This window comes from Oerskovia douganii (assembly GCF_015142735.1).
Lineage (GTDB): Bacteria > Actinomycetota > Actinomycetes > Actinomycetales > Cellulomonadaceae > Oerskovia > Oerskovia douganii.
Genome location: NZ_JACSPN010000002.1, coordinates 209,407 through 232,283, shown reverse-complemented (window position 1 = coordinate 232,283; position 22,877 = coordinate 209,407). Strand labels below are relative to the sequence as shown.

Annotated in this window: 21 protein-coding genes; 3 read left to right on the top strand and 18 right to left on the bottom strand. The window is 73.9% G+C overall.

Annotated elements, in window-relative coordinates; translation table 11 throughout:
• Nucleotides 1–215: 215 nt before the first annotated feature.
• Nucleotides 216–1,937 carry a BCCT family transporter gene (locus H9623_RS02660; RefSeq protein ID WP_193718614.1) on the top strand — a complete coding sequence of 574 codons (1,722 nt, stop codon included), beginning with the start codon at nt 216–218 and terminating at the stop codon, nt 1,935–1,937.
• Between the two features lie 72 nt (nt 1,938–2,009).
• On the opposite strand, the gene H9623_RS02655 is transcribed toward H9623_RS02660, so the two are convergent.
• Nucleotides 2,010–2,711 (bottom strand): response regulator transcription factor, encoded by a 702-nt coding sequence (locus H9623_RS02655; protein WP_193718536.1) that lies wholly within the window; start codon nt 2,709–2,711, stop codon nt 2,010–2,012.
• On the bottom strand, nt 2,708–4,108 hold the full coding sequence (locus tag H9623_RS02650; protein WP_193718535.1) for a sensor histidine kinase: 1,401 nt from the start codon (nt 4,106–4,108) through the stop codon (nt 2,708–2,710). The genes H9623_RS02655 and H9623_RS02650 overlap by 4 nt, the downstream gene beginning before the upstream one ends.
• A 169-nt stretch (nt 4,109–4,277) precedes the next feature.
• Between H9623_RS02650 and phoU the strand changes: the two genes are divergently transcribed.
• Nucleotides 4,278–4,946: a phosphate signaling complex protein PhoU gene (phoU, locus tag H9623_RS02645; protein WP_193718534.1), complete on the top strand. Its 669-nt coding sequence runs from the start codon at nt 4,278–4,280 to the stop codon at nt 4,944–4,946.
• Nucleotides 4,947–5,114: 168 nt separating this feature from the next.
• Here phoU and H9623_RS02640 read toward each other — a convergent pair whose 3' ends face one another.
• Nucleotides 5,115–5,852: a phosphoglyceromutase gene (locus H9623_RS02640; protein ID WP_193718533.1), complete on the bottom strand. Its 738-nt coding sequence runs from the start codon at nt 5,850–5,852 to the stop codon at nt 5,115–5,117.
• 124 nt (nt 5,853–5,976) lie between these two features.
• On the opposite strand from H9623_RS02640, the gene H9623_RS02635 reads away from it, so the two are divergent.
• Nucleotides 5,977–6,414 (top strand): nitroreductase family deazaflavin-dependent oxidoreductase, encoded by a 438-nt coding sequence (locus tag H9623_RS02635; RefSeq protein ID WP_193718532.1) that lies wholly within the window; start codon nt 5,977–5,979, stop codon nt 6,412–6,414.
• 92 nt (nt 6,415–6,506) lie between these two features.
• On the opposite strand, the gene mshA is transcribed toward H9623_RS02635, so the two are convergent.
• The 15 genes from mshA to folP all read right to left on the bottom strand — a co-directional run bounded on the left by mshA (nt 6,507) and on the right by folP (nt 22,877).
• The gene (mshA, locus tag H9623_RS02630) at nt 6,507–7,742 is read right to left on the bottom strand and encodes a D-inositol-3-phosphate glycosyltransferase (protein ID WP_193718613.1); all 1,236 of its coding nucleotides are present in this window, start codon (nt 7,740–7,742) and stop codon (nt 6,507–6,509) included.
• Between the two features lie 29 nt (nt 7,743–7,771).
• A complete protein-coding gene (locus tag H9623_RS02625; RefSeq protein ID WP_193718531.1) occupies nt 7,772–8,911 on the bottom strand; it encodes a lactonase family protein in 1,140 nt (379 codons plus the stop codon).
• 97 nt (nt 8,912–9,008) lie between these two features.
• The gene (locus H9623_RS02620) at nt 9,009–9,344 is read right to left on the bottom strand and encodes a histone-like nucleoid-structuring protein Lsr2 (RefSeq protein WP_193718530.1); all 336 of its coding nucleotides are present in this window, start codon (nt 9,342–9,344) and stop codon (nt 9,009–9,011) included.
• A gap of 91 nt (nt 9,345–9,435) precedes the next feature.
• The gene (locus tag H9623_RS02615) at nt 9,436–9,630 is read right to left on the bottom strand and encodes a hypothetical protein (RefSeq protein ID WP_193718529.1); all 195 of its coding nucleotides are present in this window, start codon (nt 9,628–9,630) and stop codon (nt 9,436–9,438) included.
• Nucleotides 9,631–9,723: 93 nt separating this feature from the next.
• A complete protein-coding gene (gene lysS, locus H9623_RS02610; RefSeq protein WP_321575254.1) occupies nt 9,724–11,235 on the bottom strand; it encodes a lysine--tRNA ligase in 1,512 nt (503 codons plus the stop codon).
• A 132-nt stretch (nt 11,236–11,367) separates the two neighbouring features.
• Nucleotides 11,368–12,288: a carboxylating nicotinate-nucleotide diphosphorylase gene (gene nadC / locus H9623_RS02605; RefSeq protein WP_193718528.1), complete on the bottom strand. Its 921-nt coding sequence runs from the start codon at nt 12,286–12,288 to the stop codon at nt 11,368–11,370.
• A 42-nt stretch (nt 12,289–12,330) separates the two neighbouring features.
• Nucleotides 12,331–14,049, bottom strand: a complete 1,719-nt coding sequence (locus tag H9623_RS02600; RefSeq protein ID WP_193718527.1) for an L-aspartate oxidase — start codon at nt 14,047–14,049, stop codon at nt 12,331–12,333.
• Nucleotides 14,046–14,474 (bottom strand): aspartate 1-decarboxylase, encoded by a 429-nt coding sequence (gene panD / locus H9623_RS02595; protein WP_227748078.1) that lies wholly within the window; start codon nt 14,472–14,474, stop codon nt 14,046–14,048. The genes H9623_RS02600 and panD overlap by 4 nt, the downstream gene beginning before the upstream one ends.
• Nucleotides 14,475–14,527: 53 nt before the next feature.
• A complete protein-coding gene (panC, locus tag H9623_RS02590) occupies nt 14,528–15,562 on the bottom strand; it encodes a pantoate--beta-alanine ligase (RefSeq protein WP_193718526.1) in 1,035 nt (344 codons plus the stop codon).
• A complete protein-coding gene (locus tag H9623_RS02585) occupies nt 15,562–16,527 on the bottom strand; it encodes a Rossmann-like and DUF2520 domain-containing protein (RefSeq protein ID WP_193718525.1) in 966 nt (321 codons plus the stop codon). The genes panC and H9623_RS02585 overlap by 1 nt, the downstream gene beginning before the upstream one ends.
• Complete coding sequence (locus H9623_RS02580) at nt 16,520–18,193, bottom strand: PH domain-containing protein (RefSeq protein WP_193718524.1); 1,674 nt, start codon at nt 18,191–18,193, stop codon at nt 16,520–16,522. Before H9623_RS02580 ends, H9623_RS02585 begins: the two co-directional genes overlap by 8 nt.
• On the bottom strand, nt 18,190–18,747 hold the full coding sequence (locus H9623_RS02575) for a PH domain-containing protein (protein ID WP_193718523.1): 558 nt from the start codon (nt 18,745–18,747) through the stop codon (nt 18,190–18,192). The genes H9623_RS02580 and H9623_RS02575 overlap by 4 nt, the downstream gene beginning before the upstream one ends.
• Nucleotides 18,748–18,802: 55 nt before the next feature.
• A complete protein-coding gene (locus H9623_RS02570) occupies nt 18,803–19,312 on the bottom strand; it encodes a DUF3180 domain-containing protein (RefSeq protein WP_193718522.1) in 510 nt (169 codons plus the stop codon).
• Nucleotides 19,312–21,930: a 2-amino-4-hydroxy-6-hydroxymethyldihydropteridine diphosphokinase gene (gene folK / locus H9623_RS02565; RefSeq protein WP_321575237.1), complete on the bottom strand. Its 2,619-nt coding sequence runs from the start codon at nt 21,928–21,930 to the stop codon at nt 19,312–19,314. Before folK ends, H9623_RS02570 begins: the two co-directional genes overlap by 1 nt.
• Nucleotides 21,927–22,877 (bottom strand): dihydropteroate synthase, encoded by a 951-nt coding sequence (folP, locus tag H9623_RS02555; protein WP_193718609.1) that lies wholly within the window; start codon nt 22,875–22,877, stop codon nt 21,927–21,929. The genes folK and folP overlap by 4 nt, the downstream gene beginning before the upstream one ends.

Below are 22,877 nucleotides of genomic sequence, written 5' to 3'. Positions count from 1 at the left end.
CCGAGGGCGAGCCGGAGGGTCGGCCCGCGCCGTCGGCCGGTGCGCCAGGTCCCCCGGCGGACCCTGCGCACGGTCCCGGTGCCGCAGAGGGCACCGAGCCCGCGGGCACCGAGCCGACCGGGGGCGCCGAACCGGCCGTCGCCGCGGGGACGGCTGCCGCCGCGGGCGACGCGACGTCGTCGGGCACGGCCGTGCTGCCCACGCCGCCCGGGCGCATGTACCCCCGCGTCTTCTATCCCGCCGCGGGCCTGATCCTGCTGTTCGTGCTCCTCGCGATGGTCTTCACCGACGGGACGACCGCGGTCCTGAGCACCCTGCAGGCCGACGTGATCGGTGCGTTCGGCTGGTACTACGTGCTGCTCGTGGCCGCGTTCGTCATCTTCGCGCTGTGGATGGGGCTCAGCCGGTTCGGCGACATCGTGCTGGGCAAGGACGACGAGACCCCGCTGTTCCGGCTGCCCGTGTGGTTCGCGATGCTGTTCGCGACGGGCATGGGGATCGGGCTCGTCTACTGGGGGGCGGCCGAGCCCCTGACGCACTTCGCGTCGCCCAAGCCCGGCGTCACGGGCGACCCCGCGGCCCTCGCACAGGCCGCGATGGGGCAGAGCTACCTCCACTGGGGCGTGCACGCCTGGGCGATCTACGTCGTGGCCGGCCTCGCGCTCGCCTACGCGATCCACCGCAAGGGCCGGCCGGTGTCGATCCGCTGGGCCCTCGAGCCGCTGCTCGGGGACCGCGTCAAGGGCCGCCTCGGAGACGTGGTCGACGTGGTCGCGGTGCTCGGGACCGTGTTCGGCGTCGCGACCTCGCTCGGCTTCGGCGTGCTGCAGATCGGGGCCGGGCTCGGCTTCCTGAACGTCGCGGAGCCGAGCCTCGCGCTCGAGATCGGGCTCATCGTCGGGATCACGGCCGTCGCGACGTTCTCCGTGGCGTCGGGGCTGGGGCGCGGCATGAAGTGGTTGTCCAACGGCAACATGATCCTGGCCGGGGTCCTCGCGCTCACGGTGCTCGTCGTGGGACCGACCCTCTTCCTGCTGCGCGACTACGTGCAGTCCATGGGGTACTACCTGCAGAACGTCATCCGCCTCACGTTCGACACCACGGCCTTCCAGGGCGACGCCGGGCTCGAGTGGCAGTCGGCGTGGACCATCTTCTACTGGGGCTGGTGGATCTCCTGGGCCCCGTTCGTGGGCGTCTTCATCGCCCGCATCTCCCGCGGCCGCACGATCCGCGAGTTCGTGATGGGGACGCTGCTCGTCCCCACGCTCGTGACGTTCCTGTGGTTCTCGGTGTTCGGCGGCTCGGCGCTGTACCGGCAGATCTTCGGCGCGGGCGACCTGATCGGGCCGGGCGGGACCGTCGACACCGACACCGTGCTGTTCCAGCTCCTCGGCGACCTGCCGGGGGGCCAGATCCTGACGGTGCTCGCGATCGTCCTCATCGGCATCTTCTTCGTGACGTCCGCCGACTCGGGCTCGTTCGTCGTCGGGATGCTGACCTCGGGCGGCGATCCGCACCCCGCGGTCTGGAACCGCATCCTGTGGGCCGTGCTCTCGGGGCTCCTCGCGATCGCGCTGCTCATCTCCGGCGGGCTCACCGCGCTGCAGACGGCCGCGATCCTCATCGCCCTGCCGTTCTCGGTCGTGATGATCGGGATGGCCCTGTCCACCGTGATCGCCCTGCGCGAGGAGCACAGCGCGATCCTGCGTGCCGAGCGTGCGCAGGCGCGCCTGGCCCTCACGCAGCACGTGACGCGCCGGGTCACGGAGACCATCTCGGAGCAGTGGGACGAGCTCTACGGCAGCGACGGGCCCAAGAACCCCAGGCCTCCCAAGCCGCCCGCCGAACGTAGGGGGGCCCTGCTCGGGCGACCCCGGCGTCGCCAGGGACGCGACGCACCACCGGACGGCCCGCCGACGGGCACGCCGCCGGTCTGACGCGGCAGCCCGCGGCCCGACGGCGGCACGCCCCCTGGAAGGAGGGCGGCGGCCGCCGCGGGTCGGCACGGCCTACGAGGCGCCGTCGGCCACCTTGTACCCCAGACCGCGCACCGTGAGCAGGTAGCGCGGCGTCGCCGGGTCGGGCTCGATCTTGGAGCGGATGCGCTTGACGTGCACGTCGAGGGTCTTGGTGTCCCCCACGTAGTCGGCGCCCCAGACCCGGTCGATGAGCTGCCCGCGCGTCAGGACCCGGCCCGCGTTGCGCAGCAGCACCTCGAGCAGCTCGAACTCCTTGAGCGGGAACGGGACCAGCTCGCCGTACACGGTCACGACGTGCCGCTCGACGTCCATGCGCACCGGACCGACCTCGAGCGCCCCGTCGGCCTCGGTCTCCGCCGGCGACTCGGCGCTTCCCTGGCGCCGCAGCACCGCGCGGACGCGCGCGAGCAGCTCGCGGAACGAGTAGGGCTTGGTCACGTAGTCGTCGGCCCCGAGCTCGAGGCCCACGACCTTGTCGATCTCCGAGTCCTTGGCCGTGAGCATGATGACCGGTACGTTGCCGCGCTGGCGCAGCTCGCGGCACACCTCGGTGCCGCTCAGCCCGGGCAGCATGAGGTCGAGCAGCACGATGTCCGCTCCCCCGGCGTCGTACGCGGCCAGGGCCTCGGGGCCCGTCGCCGCCTCGACGACGTCGAAACCCTCGCGGGCCAGCTGGTAGGTCAGAGGGTCGCGGTACGACTCCTCGTCCTCGACGACCAGGATGCGCGTCACGCACCCACCTCCTTGGTTCTGGGGGACGTGCCCGGATGGGGAGCTGCTGGCTGGGGGGCCGGTGCCCTGGTGGGTGCCGGACCGGGGTGCGTGGGCGGGGCCTCGTCGGTGCCCGCGGGGGCGTCGCCCTCGCGGTCGCCCTCGACCGGGGCCCCGGTGCCCGTGGGACCTGCTGGTCCCGCCGCTCGCTCGGACGGCGCGTCGGCCGGGTCGTCGGGAGAGCCGTCACCGGACGTCCCCTCCCCTGCCGCCTCCTCGAGCGCGGCCGGGTTCGCCGCCGGGATGCGCAGCGTGAACGTGGACCCGCGGCCGGGCTCGGACCACATGGTCACCTCACCGCCGTGGTCGGCCGCGATGTGCTTGACGATGCTGAGCCCCAGGCCCGTCCCGCCGGTGTCGCGCGAGCGCGCGGGGTCCACCCGGTAGAAGCGCTCGAACACCCGCTGCTGCTCGCCCTCGGAGATGCCGATCCCCTGGTCCACGACGGCGATCTCCACGAGGTCGCCGTCGACGCTCACGCCGACCCCGACCCGGGTGTTCTCCCCCGAGTACGCGACCGCGTTGTCGAGCAGGTTGCGGACCGCGGTCACGAGCAGCGCGTGGTCGCCGTAGACGACGGCGTCGAGGTCCCCCCCGACCGTCAGGACGATGCCCTTGGCCTGGGCGTTGGTGCGAGCCCGGTCGACGGACTCCTCGACGACGCCCCGGACGGGGACGGCCGTGACGGCCTGGAGCGCGCCCGCGACCTGCAGGCGCGAGAGCTCGATGATCTCCTGGACCAGCGCGGACAGCCGCGTGGCCTCCTGCTGCATGCGGCCCGTGAAGCGGCGCACCGCCACGGGGTCGTCCGCGGCGTCCTGCACGGTCTCCGCGAGCAGCGCGAGCGCCCCCACGGGCGTCTTGAGCTCGTGCGACACGTTGACCACGAAGTCGCGGCGGATCGCGTCGACGCGGCGCGCCTCGGTGCGGTCCTCCGCGAGGACCAGGATGTGGTGGGGGCCGACCTGCGCGACCCGGACCTGGAGCATGACCATGCCGCGTCCGACCGGACCGCGCGGGAGCTCGAGCTCCTCGTCGCGGATCACGCCGTCGCGCTGGACCTCCTCGATCATGTCGAGGATCGGGGTGTGCACGATCGCGTCGCCGCGGACCACGCCCAGCGCGTACGCCGGCGGGCTCGCCCGCACCACCTCGCCCTCGGAGTCGAGCACGACGGCAGCCGACCGCAGCACCGCGAGGACACGGACGAGCCCTTCGTCGAGCTCGGGCGCCTCCTCGTCGGGCATGCGCCGGGAGCTGCGCTCGCTGAACCGGAACGCGAGCGTCGCGAAGACGCCGACGAGGAGCCCGATCACTCCTGCGACGAGCAGCGAGACGCCCTCCTGGATTCCTTCCACGTCACCAGCCTACGGTCGCCCCCTGAGCGCGCCGGACCAGGAGCGACGGTTCGGCGGACGTGTGTCCAAGAGTTCACCTGGCGGCGTCCCGGCGTTCACCTGTCCGTTCATCTCCCCGTTCACCTGGCCTGGCAGGGTGGACGGTGCTGGTCACCATGAAAGGGAAGCGATGCGGGAAATCTTCGAGGCAGAGCTCAAGCAGGTCGGTGACGACCTCGCCGAGATGAGCCGGTTGGTCGAGTCGGCCATCAGTCGAGCCGGGACGGCGCTGCTCACCGCAGACCTCCAGCTCGCGCAGGCCGTGATCGCGTCCGACCACGCGATCGACGCGCTGGAACGTGAGCTCGACGAGCGGTGCGTGCTGCTGCTCGCGCAGCAGCAGCCGGTCGCGACGGACCTGCGGGTCGTCGTGAGCGCGCTGCGCATGAGCGCGACGCTCGAGCGCATGGGAGACCTCGCGCGGCACGTGGCGCAGGTCGCCCGCGGCCGGTACCCGGCCCACGCGATCCACCCCCTGCTGGAGGGGACGTTCTCCCAGATGCACGACGCCGCGACGCGGGTCGCGCGACGCACCACGACCCTGCTCACGACGCGGGACCTGGAGGTCGCGGCGAACGTCGAGCGGGACGACGACCTGCTGGACCACCTGCACCAGGACACGTTCGCGGCGCTCCTGGGGCCGGAGTGGGACGGCACGCCGCAGGAGACGGTCGACGTGACGCTCGTCGGGCGGTACTACGAGCGGTTCGGCGACCACGGGGTCTCGATCGCCAAGCGCGTGACGTTCCTCGTCACGGGCGACTTCGCCGACGACAGGGGGCAGGCCACGCGCGCCTGAGGCCCGCCCGCCCGCGTCCTCGACGGGTGCGGGTCCCTCGCGGGAAGCGCTCGGCGCCTCCCGCGAGGGACCCGCACCCGTCGTCCTTCGCCACGAACGCCCGCCCGGGCCCCGCTCCCCGCGGGGGGAGCGGCGCCGTCGGGCGTTCGCGTCGAGGCGACGGGACGATCAGCGACCCTGGTTCGCGACCGCGGCGATCGCGTCCGCCGCAGCAGCCGGGTCGAGGTACTTGCCACCCTTGACCACGGGGACCAGGTTCTCGTCGAGCTCGTACACGAGCGGGATGCCCGTGGGCACGTTGAGAGCCGCGATGTCCTCGTCCGAGATGCCGTCGAGGTGCTTGATGATCGCGCGCAGCGAGTTGCCGTGCGCCGCGACGAGGACCGTCTTGCCGGCCTTGAGGTCGGGGACGACCTCACCCTCCCAGTACGGCAGCGCGCGCTCGAGGACGTCCTTGAGGCACTCGGTCCGCACGACCGGGGCGTCCGCGTAGCGCGGGTCCGTGTCCTGCGAGAACTCCGAGCCGAGCTCGATCGCGGGCGGCGGCACGTCGTACGAACGACGCCACAGCATGAACTGCTCCTCGCCGAACTCGGCGAGCGTCTGCTTCTTGTCCTTGCCCTGGAGAGCACCGTAGTGGCGCTCGTTGAGGCGCCAGGAGCGCTTCACGGGGATCCAGTGACGGTCCGCGGAGTCCAGCGCGAGGTTCGCGGTGGTGATCGCGCGACGCAGCAGGGAGGTGTGCACGACGTCGGGGAGGACTCCCGCGTCCGTCAGCAGGGTGCCGCCGCGCTTCGCCTCCTCGACGCCCTTCTCCGAGAGTGCGACGTCCACCCAGCCGGTGAACAGGTTCTTGGCATTCCATTCGCTCTCGCCGTGGCGGAGCAGCACGAGGGTGTAGGTCATGGTCACCATCCTGCCGCACCATGACGCGGGTGGCAGCGCTGTCCCGGGAAATGGTCACCGAACATCTACGGAACGGGAATCTCCGCTCCGGGAATGGTGACGCGCGCCACGCGTTGTACCAGGCATGCCGATCACCGGAGAGTACGCACCCAGCACGAGCGACTGGGCACGCAAGCAGGCCGAGCTGTACGAGACCTCAGGCGGGACCAAGGGCACGACGCTGCGCGGGATGCCCGTGGTGATCCTGTGGACCCTGGGCGCGAAGAGCGGCAAGATCCGCAAGACGCCGCTCATGCGCGTCGAGCACGACGGCACCTACGCCGTCGTCGCCTCGCTCGGCGGCGCCCCGCAGCACCCCGTCTGGTACCACAACATCGTGGCGAACCCGCACGTCGAGCTCCAGGACGGGCCCGAGCGCCACGACTACACGGCCCGCGAGGTCACGGGCGAGGAGAAGGCCCTGTGGTGGGAGCGCGCCGTCGCGGCCTACCCGGACTACGCGAGCTACCAGGAGCGCACCGACCGGGAGATCCCGGTCTTCGTGCTCGAACGGCGCGACTGACCCCGGGCGGCAGCCGAGGCAGAGGGTTCGCGTCGACGGAGCCGGCCAGGCGCTCCCCCGACGTGGAACCTCGCGGGAGCCGTGGTCACGCCTCAGCGCGGACGCGCCGCCCGCGCCTCGGCCGCCTGCTCGTACACCGCGAGCATGGCCTCTGCCGTCGCGTCCCAGCCGTACCGTTCGCTGACGCGCCGCGCCCCGGTCGCGAGCCCGGCACGGCGCTCGTCGTCGGCCAGCAGGTCGCTCAGGGTGCGCGACCACGTCCACGGGTTGTGGTCCGGGACCAGGATCCCCGACACCCCGTCCTCGACGACCGTCCGCAGCCCACCCACGGCCGCCGCGACCACGGGCGTGCCCGACGCCTGCGCCTCGGCTGCGACCAGCCCGAACGACTCGTTGTGCGACGGCACGGCCACGACGTCGGCGGCCCGGTAGTAGCGCACGAGCTCGTCGCGCGGCACGGGCGGGCGCACGACCACGTGGTCGGCGACGCCCATCTGGTAGGCGAGCGCCTCGAGCTCGCGCACCGCCGTCATGCGCCCGCTCGGTCCGCCGAGCACCACGAGCGTCGGCAGCGGCTCGTCGTGGTCCGCGAGCACCCCGAGCGCCCGGACCAGGACGTCGGGCGCCTTGAGCGGCTGGACGCGCCCCGCGAACAGCACGAGCCGACCCGTGGTCGGCAGCCCCAGGGAGGCCCGCAGCGACTCCTTGGTCTCGCCCGGCGCGGCCGGCGAGAACAGGTCGAGGTCGACGCCCGGCGGCACGACGTGCACCTTCGCCGGGTCCGCGCCGTACTCCTCGACGAGGTCCTTGAACTCCTCGGGCGTGCTCGCCACGAGCGCGTCGGCCTCCGCGACGACCTGCTCCTCGCCGATGATCCGCCCGAGCGGCTCGGGGGCGTCCCCCGGGGCCAGGGCAGCGTTCTTCACGCGGGCCATGGTGTGCATCGAGTTCACGAGCGGCACGTCCCACCGGTCCGCGGCGAGCCAGCCCGCCTGCCCGGAGAGCCAGTAGTGCGTGTGCACCACGTCGTACCAGCCCGCGTCCCGCCGCGCCTCGGCCCGCAGCACCCCCGCCGTGAAGGCGCAGAGCTGCCCCGGGAGGTCGTTCTTGTCGAGCCCCTCGAACGGACCGGCCACGACGTGGCGCACCAGCACGCCGTCCTCGACCTCGACCACGGGCGGCTGGGCCGACGACGTCGCGCGCGTGAAGATCTCGACCTGCGCCCCGCGCCGGGCCAGCGCCCGCGCCAGCTCCGTGATGTACACGTTCATGCCGCCCGCGTCGCCCGTGCCGGGCTGGTCGAGCGGCGAGGTGTGCACCGAGAGCATCGCGATGCGCGGCGAGTCCTTCACAACCCTCAGGCCTCCACGACGCACGCCGGGACAGGGACAGCGACCTCGTCCACGAGCACGCCCGCACCGTCCGTCCGGTCGACCCGCAGGACCACGAGGTTGGACGAGTTCTGGTTGGCCACGACGACCAGGTCCGCGACGGGCGTCGCGTCGCCCACGGGCGCCAGCACCGCGAAGTGCCGCGGCCACGCCCCGCCCAGCGGGGTGTCGGACAGGTGCTCGAGGACGGGGGCTGCGCCGTCGGGCCCGGGCGCCCGCGTCACCGCGAACGTCGACAGGACGTCGGCCCCGCGAACCGCGACGAACAGGCGCGCCCCGTCCTCGCTCAGCGCGACGTGCGACGGGTAGTTCCGGCCGCCCTCGGGCAGCGGGGCGGCGGTCGCGGGGACCGAGCCGGCGACCTCGAACCGGCCGTCCCCCGAGGGGACCAGGACGTAGACGCGTGCGTCGAGCTCGGTCGCGACGAGGAGCGCCCCGGGAGAGCCCTCGGGGTCCGGCAGGACCGCGAAGTGGCGCGGGCCCGCACCGCCCGGGAGGGTCGCCACGACACGTGCCGGGGCGGCGGCGTCCGCGAGGTCCCGCAGCTCGTCGAGCGCACGCGGGTACGCGCGCAGCTCGTCAGTCCCCAGGTCCGCCACCACGGGGTCCCCCGCGACCGCGCCGACGAAGTGGGCGTGCGGCCCCCTCTGGCGGTCGGTGTCCGGCCCCGTACCCCGGTGCTCCAGGCGCAGGGCCCCGGTCGGGGCGCCCGACGCGTCGAGCGGCAGCACCGCGAACGTGCCGTCGCCGTAGTTCGCGACCCAGACCGCGTCGTCCGTCGCGACCACGTGGCACGGGTGCGTGCCACCGCTGGGCACCGTCGCCAGGTGGGCGAGCGCGCCGTCCGGCGAGACCCGGAACCCGCTCACCGCGCCCCGCTCGTCCTCGGTCACCGCGTACAGGAGGGCACCGCTCGGGTCGAGCGCGACGAACGAGGGCGACGGCGTCACGGCCGCCAGGACCGGCTCGCCCAGCGCGCCCGTCGACGGGTCGACCGGCACCCGCCAGATCCCCTCGCCGCTGCCGACCGGCGCCCCGTCGGGGTAGGTGCCGAGCCAGAGGGTGCGCGAGTCCGGGGCGCCCACGGGCGACGAGGGAGAAGTCATGCCCCGAGCCTAGTAGCACCCGGACGTGCGTCAGGGGCGCTCCGACCGACCCCGCAGCGCGGAGACCGGGCGGGACGCCCCCGACAAGGACAGCGGATCAGTGCGCTGCGTCGTACGCCTGCTGGACGTCGGCCGAGATTCGGCCACGCTCGCTGACCGTGTAACCATTCGCGCGTGCCCATTCACGGATCTCCGTCGCACGCGACGGACCCGCTGCGGAAGAACGCGTCTTGCGGGCCGCCGGGCGAGCAGTTCCGCGCGTGACCTTGCGTGCGTGACCGACCCACGGCGCAAAGGCGTCGCGCAATTCCTGGGCGTGAGCCGAGCTGAGGTCGATCTCGTAGGAGACGCCGTCGAGGGCGAACGTCACGGACTCGTCCGCCGCTCCACCGTCGACGTCGTCGACGAGAATTACCTGGACCTTCTGTGCCACTGTGCTACCTCGCGTCTTCGAGAATTGATGCTGGTATCTCGAAGTGTGCCATTTCGAGGGAATGACGTCAAAGGCAAAGCACGTGTCGCGACTACCGAGAAGTCGTCGAAGAATCCCCCGACGCCTGCGCACGGAGCTCGGCCTGCTCTGCCCGGGCGTCGAGCTCGGCCATGGCAAGCCTCTCGTTACGGTCCGCACGCACGATCGCACGCATCGCGAAATAGAAGAGGATGCCGACCCCCACCGAGGGGATCAAGGCATAGACGGCGGGCCAGAAATCGCTCATGCGGGCCAGTCTACGACCGCAGGACGACTGCGGGGTGTGACGCCCGTGGGCGTCGCACCCCGCAGTCACCCGGTCATCGCGGGGGACGCCCGGTCACTGGGCGGGCTTGACCAGGGGGAAGAGGATGGTCTCGCGGATCCCGTGGCCGGTCAGCGCCATGAGCAGGCGGTCGAGCCCCATGCCCATGCCCCCCGACGGGGGCATCGCGTACTCCATCGCTGTGAGGAAGTCCTCGTCGAGACGCATGGCCTCGTCGTCGCCCGCGGCCGCGAGGACCGCCTGCGCCTCGAAACGCTGACGCTGGATCACCGGGTCGACCAGCTCGGAATAGGCGGTGGCCAGCTCGAAACCGCGGACGTAGAGGTCCCACTTCTCGACCTGACCCTTGACCGTGCGGTGGTCGCGGGTCAACGGCGAGGTCTCGACCGGGAAGTCGCGGACGAACGTCGGGGCATACAGGTGGGCGCCCACCAGGTGCTCCCAGATCTCTTCCACGAGCTTGCCGTGACCGGCACGCTTGGTGTCGTAGGAAATCTCGAGCCGGTCGGCGATCTTGGACAGATGTTCCACAGACGTTTCCGGGGTGATCTCTTCACCCAGGGCCGCCGACAACGAGTCATACATCTTGAGGTGCGCCCATTCACCGCCGAGCTCGTACTCCTCGCCCCCCGGAAGCACGATCGTGGTCGTTCCCAGAGCATCCTGGGCCGCCCGCTGGACGAGGTTCTGCGTCAGGTCGGCCATGGTGTTGTAATCACCGTAGGCCTCGTACGCCTCGAGCATCGCGAATTCCGGCGAGTGCGTCGAGTCAGCCCCTTCGTTGCGGAAGTTGCGGTTGATCTCGAAGACCCGCTCGACCCCACCGACGACCGCGCGCTTGAGGAACAGCTCGGGTGCGATGCGCAGGTACAGCTCCATGTCGAACGCATTCATGTGGGTCGTGAACGGACGCGCCGCCGCACCGCCGTGAATGGTCTGGAGCATGGGCGTCTCGACCTCGAGGTAGCCCCGCTCGTGGAAGTTCTCGCGCAGCGACCGCACCACCGCGGCACGCAGCCGGACCATGTCCCGCGCCGCAGGGCGCGCGATCAGGTCGACGTAGCGCTGACGGACCCGGCTCTCCTCCGAGAGCTCCTTGTGCAGGACGGGCAGCGGGCGCAGCGACTTGGCAGCGATCTTCCACTCGTCCGCGAAGATGCTCAGCTCACCGCGGCGCGAGCTGATGACCCGCCCGTGCGCGAACAGGTGGTCCCCCAGGTCCACGTCGGCCTTGAACGCCGCGAGCGACTCCTCGCCCACCACGGCCTGGCTCAGCATGACCTGGAGCCGGTTGCCCTCGCCGTCCTGCAGCGTCACGAAGCAGAGCTTGCCCGTGTTGCGCAGGAACACGACACGTCCGGCCACGCCCACGACGTCGTCGGTCTCCTGACCGCTCTCGAGGTGGTCGTACGCCGCACGGACCTGGGCGATCGTGTGCGTGCGCGGGACCGAGACCGGGTAGGCCTCCTCGCCCTGCGCGAGCAGCCGCTCGCGCTTCTCGCGCCGGACCCGCAGCTGCTCGGGGAGGTCGTCGGTCTCGTCGACCTCCGCCGGGGCGGGGTTCACGGCGGGAGCGGCATCGGCGGCGGGCACGGCGGCAGCAGCAGGATCGGGGGAAGTCACGCGACGATTCTACCGGGGAGCGCCGGATGGGGTTCCAGCGCTCCCCCGCACCGTCCCGCCCTGCCGCCCGACGCGTCAGCCGATGAGGTCGAGGGCCAGGTCGAGGATCGGCGCCGAGTGCGTGAGCGCCCCCACCGAGAGGTAGTCGACCCCGGTCCCGGCGACCTCGCGCGCCCGGTCGAGCGTCAGGTTCCCCGTCGCCTCGAGCTCGATCCGCCCCGGTCCGCCAGGAGCCGCCTCGCGCTCGCGCACGAGCCGCACGGTCTGGGCGAGCACGGGCGTGGGCATGTTGTCGAGCAGCAGGAAGTCGGCCCCTGCGTCGAGGGCCTCCATGGCCTGGTCCGTCGTGTCGGCCTCGACCTGGACGAGGACGTCGGAGAACATCGTCCGGACCGCCTCGATCGCGCCGCTCACCGAGCCCGCGGCGACGACGTGGTTGTCCTTGACCATGGCCACGTCGTAGAGACCCATGCGCTTGTTCGTGCCACCCCCCGCCCGGACGGCGTACTTCTCCAGGGCGCGCAGACCCGGGGTCGTCTTGCGGGTGTCGAGCACCTGCGCGCCGGTCCCGTCGAGCTCGCGGGCCCACGCGCGGGTCGCGGTCGCGACGCCGCTCGCGCGGCTCGCGAGGTTGAGGAGCGTGCGCTCGGCCGTGAGGAGCACCTGGACCGGACCGGTGAGCGCCGCGAGGACACGCCCGCGTGCCACGGCGTCGCCGTCCTGCGCGGTGAACGTGACCGTGACGGGCGCGAGCCCGAAGCGCTCGGCGACCTGCCGGGTGACCTCCTCGACCACGACGAGACCGGCCACCACTCCGTCGGCCCGCGCCACCAGGTGGGCGGTCCCCGTGCCCGACGGCGGCACCGTGGCCTGGGTGGTCACGTCCCGGCCCGGAGCGGGGCCGAGGTCCTCGTCGAGGGCACGCGTGACGATGTCGGTGATCCACCGGGGGTCGAGGCCGGGCTCGACGAGAGAGGGAGAGTTCACGGCGCTCACGCTACCTTCCCCGGCGACGGCCGACCGGCGACCGGCGGCCGCTCACACGACCCGCAGCGCGCCGTCCGCCCCGAGCGTGATCTCGATCCGCCGCCCCCACGCCGGGTCGGCCTGGGGGAAGTCCGTCCGGAAGTGTCCACCCCGGCTCTCCTCGCGCACGAGCGCGGCCTCGGTCAGCGCGGTCGCGACCTGGTGGACGTTGGTCGTCTCCCACTCGGCGGTCTGGGGGACGGCCACGACGTCGGTGGACCGGTGCGCGTCGGTGCGCACGGCAGCGAGCTTGTCGGCTGCGGCCCGCAGGCCCCGGGCGTCGCGGATGACGCCCGGCCCGGCCGAGGAGACGGACTGGACCCGGGACCGCGACGCGGCGGGCACGAGCGCCGCACCGCCGTCGCGCTCGACGGGCGTCCCGAGGGGGAGCTCTCCCGCGGCGACGCGCGCCGTGATCTCCTGGGCCGCCCGGTACGCGAAGACCAGGCCCTCCAGGAGCGAGTTCGACGCGAGCCGGTTGGCCCCGTGCACGCCGGTGCACGCGACCTCGCCCACGGCGTACAGGCCGTCGAGCGTCGAGCGTCCGTGGAGGTCCGTGACGATGCCGCCCGAGTGGTAGTGCTGGGCGGGCGCGACCGGGACGGGCTCCTCGGTGAGGTCGATGCCCTGGTCGAGCAGGCGCTCGGTGATGGTCGGGAACCGCTTGCGCAGGAAGTCGGCACCCAGGTGCCGGGCGTCGAGCAGCACGTGGTCCGAGCCCGTGGCGGCCATCTGCCGCACGATGGCGTGGGCCACGACGTCGCGCGGCGCGAGCTCGGCCATGGGGTGGACCGCGGGCATGAAACGGTGCCCGTCGGTGTCGAGGAGGATCGCGCCCTCTCCCCGGACGGCTTCCGACACGAGCGGGAGCTGACCCTTGGCGCCGAGACCCAGCCACAGCACGGTCGGGTGGAACTGGACGAACTCGACGTCGCCGAGCGTCGCCCCCGCACGCAGCGCGGCGGCCATGCCGTCGCCCGTGGCCTGGGGCGGGTTGGTCGAGGAGCGGAACACCTGCCCGATCCCACCGGTCGCGAGGACGACCGCCCGGCCGAGGACCGCGCCGACGCCGTCGCGCGAGCCCTGCCCGCGCACGTGCAGCGTCACGCCGCACGCGCGGGGACCGCCGGGCTCGTCGGGGGACGTGGTGAGGACGTCGAGCACGAGGGCGTTCTCGATGACCTCGATGCCGGGGTCGGCGAGGACGGCCTCGAGCTGGGCGACGAGCGCCCGGGAGATCTCGGCGCCCGTCGCGTCGCCGCCCGCGTGCGCGATGCGGTCGGCGTGGTGACCGCCCTCGCGCGTGAGCGCGATGTCGCCACCGGGGGCGAGGTCGAAGTTCGCGCCGCGCGAGACGAGCTCGCGCACGCGTGCGGGGCCCTCGGTCACGAGGACCTCGACCGCGGCCGGGTCGCACAGTCCCCCGCCCGCCGCGAGCGTGTCCTCGAGGTGGGCCGCGGGTGAGTCCGAGGGGTCGAGGGCCGCGGCGATGCCGCCCTGCGCCCAGACCGTGGAGCCGGAGGAGAGCTCGCCCTTGGTCACGAGCAGGACGCGCGGCACCTGGGTGCGCAGCTCGAGCGCGGCCGTGAGGCCGGCGATGCCGGAGCCGACGACGATCGCGTCGACCGTGGTCGTCCAGCCGGGGGCCGGGGCGGCGAGCCGACGGGCCAGGTGCCGGGGCGCGCGGGGCGCCTCGTCGGTGGAGACGTTCGCCTCCGCGGCCTGGGTCACTCGGCCGTGGCGGACTGGAACGGGGCGATGGGCAGGCCGCTCGGCTCGAGGTCGTACCCCTCGGGCACCAGGCCGGGCTCCTCGCTCACCTCGACGATGCGGTTGTCCCCGTCGACGAACACGACGTTCGGCAGGAAGTGGCGCGCCTCGTGGTCGGCGATCATGCCGTAGGCGATGAGGATCACGGTGTCGCCGGGGTGCACGAGGTGCGCGGCGGCGCCGTTGATGCAGACCTTGCCGGAGCCGCGCTCGCCGGGGATCGCGTACGTCGTCAGCCGTGCGCCGTTGGTGACGTCGACGATGTCGACCTGCTGGCCGGAGATGATGTCGGCGGCCTCGAGGAGGTCGACGTCCACGGTCACGGACCCGACGTAGTGGAGGTCCGCCTGCGTCACGGTGGCGCGGTGGATCTTCCCGATCATCATGGGTCGCTGCAAGGAAGCGGGGCGGCGCGTGCCGTCCTGCGGTCCCGTCTGGGTCACTGCGTGCCTCCTGGGCGGGCCGTGCTCGCGGCGGGGTCTGCCACGTCCACGGCCAGGTTGTCGATCAGTCGGGTGGTGCCCACGCGTGCCGCGACGAGCAGCAGCGCAGGTCCCACGTACTCCGGTTCCAGGTCGTCCACGGTAGTCGGGTCGACCAGCGCGAGGTAATCGACCACAACACCGGGGTGCTCGTTGAGCATTCCCGAGGCCACCTCGACGGCCGAGGCGGCGCCCCGGCCGGCAGCGGCCGCAGCGGCTCCGGCACGCAGGGCCCGGCTCAGGGTCAGGGCGTCGGCGCGCTCGGCGGCGGACAGGTACGCGTTGCGCGAGGACAGCGCGAGGCCGTCGTCGTCGCGCACGATCGGGACGCCGACGACCTCGACGTCGACGTTCAGGTCCGCGACCATGCGGCGGATCGCGAGGAGCTGCTGCGCGTCCTTCTCGCCGAAGAACGCGACGTCGGGGCGGGTCAGGTGCAGGAGCTTGAGCACGACGGTCAGGACCCCGTCGAAGTGGCCGGGGCGGAAGGCGCCCTCCAGCACGGTGCCGATGCGGCCCGACGTGACGCGCACGATCGGGTCGCCGCCGGGGTACATCTCCTCGACCGAGGGGGCGAACACGACGTCCACGGCGGGGCGTCCGGGCGCGGGCTCGGGGAGCCCTGCGAGGAGCGTCACGTCGGCGTCGAGGTCGCGCGGGTAGCGGTCGAGGTCCTCGTCGGGCCCGAACTGCAAGGGGTTCACGAAGACCGTCACCACGACCTGCCCCGCCGGCCCCACCCGCTCGCGCGCCGCGCGCACGAGCTGCAGGTGCCCGTCATGGAGAGCGCCCATGGTCATGACGACGGCCCGCTCGCGCGTCAGGGTGCCCGGCTGCCCGGCGCCGGGCGCCCGCCCGTCCCGGCCCGCCGGCGTCGCGCCCCCGGGTGCTGCGCCGTCGGGCCCGGCGGTCGTGGCCAGGGCGTCGCGCAGGTCTGCGCGCGTGCGCACGACGTGCGGCCGGGCCCCGGCAGGGGGCGTGGGGACAGACATCAGTGACCTTCCTCGAGGACGTCGAGCAGCTCCTGCGCCTGGCGGGCGTCGATGCGCCCCGCGGCGAGGGCACGGCTCGTGGCTCCGCGGCTGAGCTCGCGGTAGGACGCGGGCACGTCGGTCGCGGCGACGCGCGGAGCGGTCTCCTGCGCGGACGTCACGGCGAGGGCTCGCAGCACCTCGAGGTGCGCCGCGACGGTCCCGACGTCCCCGCGCGACACCGGACCGGTGAGGGCCGAGATCGCGCCGGGCCCCGCGCCCTCGCCCGCGTCGGCCGAGCGGGTCGCGCCGTCGAGCGCCGCCGACAGCAGCGGGGCCAGCACGCGCCCGGGCTGCTCGATGCCCGCCGCCTCGAGCGCCTGGGCGGCCTGGGCCACGAGCACCACGAGGTGGTTCGCGCCGTGCGCGAGGGCCGCGTGGTAGAGCCCGCGGGCCTCCTCCTCGACGATCACGGGCTCACCACCGAGCTCGACCACGAGGGCCTGCCCGATGGGTTGGACCGGTCCGGGCGCCGTGACCGCGAAGGTCGTGCCGACGAGGCGCGACAGGTCGAGCGACGTGCCGGAGAACGTCATCGCGGGGTGGATCGCGAGCGGGATCGCGCCCTGGGCGCGCGCCGGGTCCAGGACGCCCGCACCGTAGCGGCCCGACGTGTGCACGACGATCTGGCCGCCCTGCCACGCCCCGACCTCGGCGAGGCCCGAGACCAGGCCCGGGAGGGCGTCGTCGGGCACGGCGAGCAGGACCAGCTCCGAGCGCCGCACGACCTCCTCGACCTCCAGCACGGGGATGCCGGGCAGGAGCGTCTCGATGCGCTCGCGCGAGGCCTCGGAGATGCCGCTCGCGCCGACGACCGCGTGGCCCGTCGCGCGCAGCGCGCTGCCGAGGACGGCGCCGACGCGTCCTGCGCCCACGACGCCGACACCCAGGCGTCCGGGGCGTCTGCGGCCGGTCGCGTCAGTCACGTGCGTTCTCCTCGTCCTCGTCGGTCCGGTCGTCCGTGCCGGTCGTGCCGGTCGTGCCGGTCGTGCCGTACGTCTCGTGCGGGCCGCTCCCCGGCCCCTGGCCGGTGTCGTCGCCACCCTCGATCTGCTCGACCACGGCCGCGACCTCGTCGCGCCGCATCCACAGCTCGGGGCCTGCGTGCGCGCGGGCCTCGCGGGCACGGCGCGCCTGCTCGTCCATGAGCGCCCCCGCGACGTGCTGGTCGAGGTGCGGCACGGCCGGGGTGACCGGCCCGGGGACCGAGTGCATCGCGAACGTCGCGACGCCCAGGCGACGCTGCCACGGCCCCTGCTGGAGGCCGAGCGACTGCGTGCGCTCGTGCGGCACGATCTCGACGCGCCGCACGAGGCGTCCGCGCCGCAGGACGAGCGCACGCCCCGTGACCGTGAAGCCGTTGCGACGCCACGCGATCGGGTCGAGGATCCGGGCGCGCCGGGGGGCCGTCGTGAAGTGGGCGCCCGCGTCGATCCCGGACAGCGCCTCGTCGAGCAGCCCGCGCGGGTCGGGGGTCCCCAGGTCCGGCAGGACGAGCCACACCGCGCCCAGGGCCTCGTCGCGCGTGCCGACGGGCAGCAGGACGCTGTTGTTCGTCGTCCCGTCCGAGCTCTGGCCGTACCCCGCGACGTTGACCTCGACGCGCCACCAGTCGGCACTGCGCCACAGGAGCCCCTGCGTGAGGCGGATCGCCTGGACGCGGCCCGGCGGGATGGTCTGCGAGCGGGTCTCGAGCAGGCCGTGACGCAGCCGGATGCCGTCGGGCGAGATCGCGCTGCGGAAGTTGAACTCGCGCGTGAACCGGCCGAACAGGTAGCCGCCGACGCCCAGGACCAGCGGCAGGGCCGTGAACAGCGTCCCGATCTCGCGCGTCCCGACCGCCACCCCGATCAGGCCGAGCACCGCCACGACCAGGACGATCATCGCGACCGTGCGGACGAGGGACAGGACCAGCCGGCCCGGCGGGACCTCCATGACGGGCTGCTCGGGCGCCTCGGGAACGCCCAGGGAGACGTGCCCGACGACGTCGCTCCCGTCCGTGGGGACCTCGTTCTCCGGGGCCTCGCCCCGCCCGTCCGAGGCACCCTCGCCGGGCGTGGCAGGACGTGCGGCAGGGCCGCCGACCCGCAGTCCCGCTGCGCGGGCCAGGAGCTCGACGCGCAGGTGGTCGGCCTCCTCGAGCTTGAGGAACCCGAGCTTGATGCCCGAGTCCGCACCGCCCGCCACCTCGAGCTTGAGCTCGGCCAGCCCGAAGAGCCGGGCGACGAGCGGCTGGACGATGTCGACCGCCTGCAGGCGGTCGAGCCGGGCCTTGCGCTGCTGCCGGAACAGGACCCCTGTGTGCAGGCGGACCGACTCGTCGTCGATCGCGTACGTCGTCATGCGCCAGGCGAGCGCCGAGTAGCCGAGGCCGATCAGGCCGACCAGGACGATCCCGCCCAGGATCTGCCACCAGCCGTTGCCGGCCAGCATGTTCTGCCCCGCGGGGAGTCCGTCCAGGGTCTGGTTGCCGACGATCACGAGCAGGACCGCGATGACGGACCAGCCCCGGACCACCGGGGTCACGGGGTGGACGCGGTGCCAGGTGAGGTCTGTCGGTGGGGCGTCGGGCTGCGTGGTGCTTTCGCTCATAGCCCGGCCAACCGTGCCTCTCCGCGCGAGGCGAGGCGGTCGCGCAGGCGCTCGGCCTCGGCCGGCTCGAGGCCGTCGATCGACGCGTCCGTCGCGGGCGAGGCGGTGTGGAGCTGGACCTGGGCGATGCGGAAGCGGCGTGCGAGCGGCCCGGCCTGCACGTCCACGTACTGCATGCGGCCGTACGGCACCACGACGAGCGAGCGGAACATCACGCCCTTGCGGATCAGCAGGTCGTCGTCGCGCTCGGCGTAGCCGATGGCCCGGACCTGGCGGGGCACCACGACCACGCACCAGACCCCGATCAGGAGCATGACGGCCGGGACGGCCCACAGCCAGACCAGGCTGAACACGAGCGCGAACACCGCGCCCAGGACGGCCGGGACCAGCAGGAAGATGCCGACCGTGAGCAGCCTGGCCGTGATCAGTCGGCTCGAGACGCCCTGCCAGGTCACCCCCGGCGGGTCGAAGGGGCCGCTCGGGGTCGTCGGGGCCGAGTCCGTCACCGGAGCCGGGTCGGTCTCTGGGGCCCGGTCGAAGGCGTGGTCCGTCATGTCCCCATCTTCCCATCCGGGGTGGGCCTGCGCGTCGTCCGGGAGGTTGACCCGGTCACCCGGCGGCGTCGGCCTCGGGCGCGGACTCGCCGGTCGGCCGGGACCGCCCGCGCTCGGAGGGGTCCCCGTCCTCGGGCGGGACCTGGCAGAAGGTCTCCACGACCAGCCCGACGACGGCGAGCACGACCGCGCTCAGGGCTGCGACCCCCGCCGCGACCGCCTTCTCCCGCCGGGGCTCGATCGCGAGGTCGCCCAGGACCGCCACGACCTGCGCGAGGTACCACCCGGCCAGCAGCGACCCCGTGAGAGCCGCGGCCTTGGCCAGGACGAGCGTGCGGGCGGCGCGCAACGGGTCGAGCGACGGGCGCCGCCCCTTGAGGTAGGACCGCACGGCCCACCCCGCCCAGAAGACGGCGACCGCGAGGCCGACGAGGGCCACGTCGACGATCCAGGGCACGCGCGGCAGGTACGTCCCCCGACGCTCGAGCCCGACGACGACGAGCCACCCGACCACCGTCGTCACGACCGTGACGAGCAGGAGCGTCGTGACCTTGGTGCGCTGCATCAGCTCGACGAGCCGCGCAGGTCGGCCGGGAAGGTCATGGGCGTACCGGTGACGGGAGGTTGCTGGACCGACGGCGCCCCGGGCTGCGAGGACCGCGGCTCAGGGTGCCCGGGAGCGTGAGGCGCCGGCGGGGCCTGCGGCGGCTGGAACGAGCCCGCCGGGGCCTGGTGCACCGGGTGGAACTGCGGTGACCCCTGCTCGGCCGGGGAGAACGGCTGAGGAGCGGGTGCGGGCTGCTCGGCAGCGGGTGCGGCCTGCGAGACGTCTGCCCACAGCGGCGGGACCTGAGCGTGCGGAGCCTCCTGCCCGTCCTGCGGGTGCACGGGGTGGAACGAGGGCACGAACGGCCCGGGCTCCGCCACCGCCTGCTCCTGCTGAGCGGGGGCCGACGGCGGGACCGGGGCGGCCGGGGGCTGCTCGGGCACGAACGGGTTCACCGGCGCCGGCACGGGCGCGTGGCCGCCCGCGTCGTGCGGGACCGGCTGCGCGGCCTCACCGGGGTGCGCCGGACGGGTCGACGACGTGGCGGCCTCGGGTGCGGGGGCCTCGGCCTGCGGGCTCGCCGCGGACGTCGCGGGGTCCTGCCGTGCGGGCTCGACGGTGGCCGCCGGAGCCTCCTCGGCACGGGCCGCGACCGGGGCCGCCTCGGGCTCCGGCTCCGCGTCCGTGAGCCAGTCCAGGGCCAGCCACCGGATGCCGCCACGGTCGGGGGCCGTCGCCGCGAGGGTCGCGACCGGACCTCCGCCGAGTCCCGGCAGCACCGCGTCGGGTGCGATCTGCGACCACGGCTCCAGCACGAACGCCCGCTCGTGCGCCCTCGGGTGGGGCAGCTCGAGATCCTCCGTGAACTCGGTGACGGTGCCGAAGACGATCAGGTCGACGTCGAGGGTGCGGGGACCGTTGCGCTCGGCGCGGACCCGCCCGTGCACGTTCTCCACCCCCTGGATGGCGTGCAGGAGCGCGCGCGGCGACAGCGTCGTGCGGGCCAGGAGGATCGCGTTGAGGTAGTCCGGCTGGTCGGGGCCGCCGACCGCCGCGGTCCGGGCGAGCGGCGAGACGTCCGTGATCTCGAGACCGGAGATCCGGTCGAGGTCCGTCACGGCGTCCCGCAGCGTCTGCTGGGCGTCGCCCAGGTTCGCGCCCAGTGCGAGCACGACGGGCACGAAGCCCGTCGGCGCCTCGTCGAGGCGGTCGAGGGGGCGGGCGGGCTCGGGCTCGGGTACCGGGTGCGGCTCGGGCTGCGGCTCCGGCTGGTGCACGGGCTCCGGCTGGTGCACGGGCTCCGGCTGGTGCACGGGCTCCGGCTGGTGCGCGACGGGACGGTCGGGAACCGTGTGCTCCGTGGGGGTCTCGGCCAGGTCCTGGGCCTCGACCGGGGCACGCTGCGCAGGGACGTCCGCGGGCTCGGGCAGGGGCGGCAGCGGGGCCGGGGGCGTGGTCTCGGCGGTCGTCGTGGCGACCGGGAAGGGCTGGTCCCGGTCCTCGTCGACGAACGGCTCGTGCGCGGCCCGCACGGGCTCCTCGGCCGGGACGCGCTCGGCCTCGGCCTGCGCCGCGGCGAACGCTCCGGCGTCCGGCACGGCGTACCCGACGGGGGCCGCGGTGACGACCGGCGCAGCGGGCTCGGCCGGTGCGGCAGCCGCAGCCTGCGTGAAGTGCTCGACCGGTGCGGCGGGCACCGCCTGCGCGAGCTGCTCCGCCGGTGCGACGGCCTCGACGGGTGCCGCGGCGGGAACGTCCGGGTGGCGGTCCTCGACGGGAGCACCTGCGCCCTGCTGCGCCTCGGACATCTCGGGGGCGGCGTCGGCCGGCGCCACCTCGGGCGACGGCACGGGCGCCTGGTCGGGCACCTCGACCTCGCCCGTCGTCACGAAGTCGGCCGACGGCGCGCTCAGCGCGTCCTCCGGAGCGCTGTAGAACGAGTCGAGGGCGGCGACGAACTCCTGGTCGGAGACCCCTCCGGCCCCGCCGTCCCCGGCGACCGGTGCGTGGTCCTCGGGAGCCGCCGCGAAGACGCCCTGGTCGGGCGAGCGGTCCGGCGCGGGCACGGGGGAGACGGGCGGGATCGACGGGGGCATCGACACGTGCTCGTCCTGGGGCGTGACGGACTCCGTCAGCGCGACCTGCCCGAGCACGGGCGGCGTGATCGAGCCCACCGGGATCGGCACGACGCGCGGTCGCTCGTCGACGACGGCGGCCACGACGGGGGTCTTGACCCGGTCACGGCGGATGACGACCTCGACGTCGTCGAACGGCACCGTGATGGGCGCCTGCGGCTTGTGGATCGCGACGTCGACCGCCTCGATCGTCGGGTGACGCAGCGCGACCGCCGCGACCCGCTCGGCGACGGTCTCGATGAGGTCCGCGGGCGAACCGGCCAGGACCGCGACCACGTCCTCGGCGACGACCGCGTAGCTCACGGTGTCCTCGAGGTCGTCCCCGGACGCGGCACGCCGCGTGTCCAGGTGCAGCACGACGTCGGCCCGGAACAGCTGGCCGTCGATCCGCTCGTGCTCGAACACGCCGTGGTGCCCCGTCGCGCTGAGCCCCGTGAGCCGGATCTGGTCGAGAGGCCGTCCGTCGGTGCCGTGCACCGCCCCTGCGAACGCTGTGCTCACGTCGTGCTCCTGTCGTCGCTGTCGTTCGTTCCGTGGTCCGTGCTGTGGCGCGGACGAACCGCACCGGCGGGCCCGTGCCCGCCCGTCGAGGCTGGTGCCCTGCCGAGGGCGCCGGGGGCGGGTTCTCCCCCGCTGGCATCCTCCCCTGTCCGACCGGCCCGAGTCCACGCCGCGGCGACCCGCACCGCGTCCGCCGACGGCCGGACGGCGTGCACGCGCACGCACCACGCACCCTCCGCCGCGGCGAGGGCCGTGATGGCGGCGGTCGCCCCGTCCCGCTCCAGGGGCGGGACGGGCGTGCCGTCCTCGCCCGCGAGCAGGTGGCCGAGGAACCGCTTGCGGGACGCCCCGACGAGCACCGGGAAGCCCAGCTCGCGCAACGTGCCCAGGTGCGTCAGGAGCGGCCAGTTCGTCGAGCCCGCCTTGGAGAAGCCCAGCCCGGGGTCGAGCACGATGCGGTCGTCCCGCACCCCCGCCGCCCGGAGCGCCTCGACCCGTGCGGCGAGCTCGTCGCGCACGTCCGTCACGACGTCGTCGTACACCTCGAGGTCGTCCATGACGTCCGCGTGCCCGCGCCAGTGCATGGCGACGAACACCGCGCCCGTCCGGGCGGCGACCGCGGCCATCTCCGGGTCCGCGAGCCCCCCGGAGACGTCGTTGATGATCTGCGCGCCCGCGGCGACCGCCTGCTCGGCGACCGTGGCCCTGGTCGTGTCGACGCTCACCACGGCACCGCGGGACGCGAGCGCCTCGATCACGGGCAGGACCCGCGCGAGCTCCTCCTCGACGGGCACGCGACCTGCACCGGGTCGGGTCGACTCACCACCGACGTCGAGGACGTCCGCACCCTCGGCCAGGAGCTCGAGGCCGTGCTCGACCGCGGCTCGGGGCTCGAACCACTCGCCGCCGTCGGAGAAGGAGTCGGGCGTGACGTTGACGACGCCCAT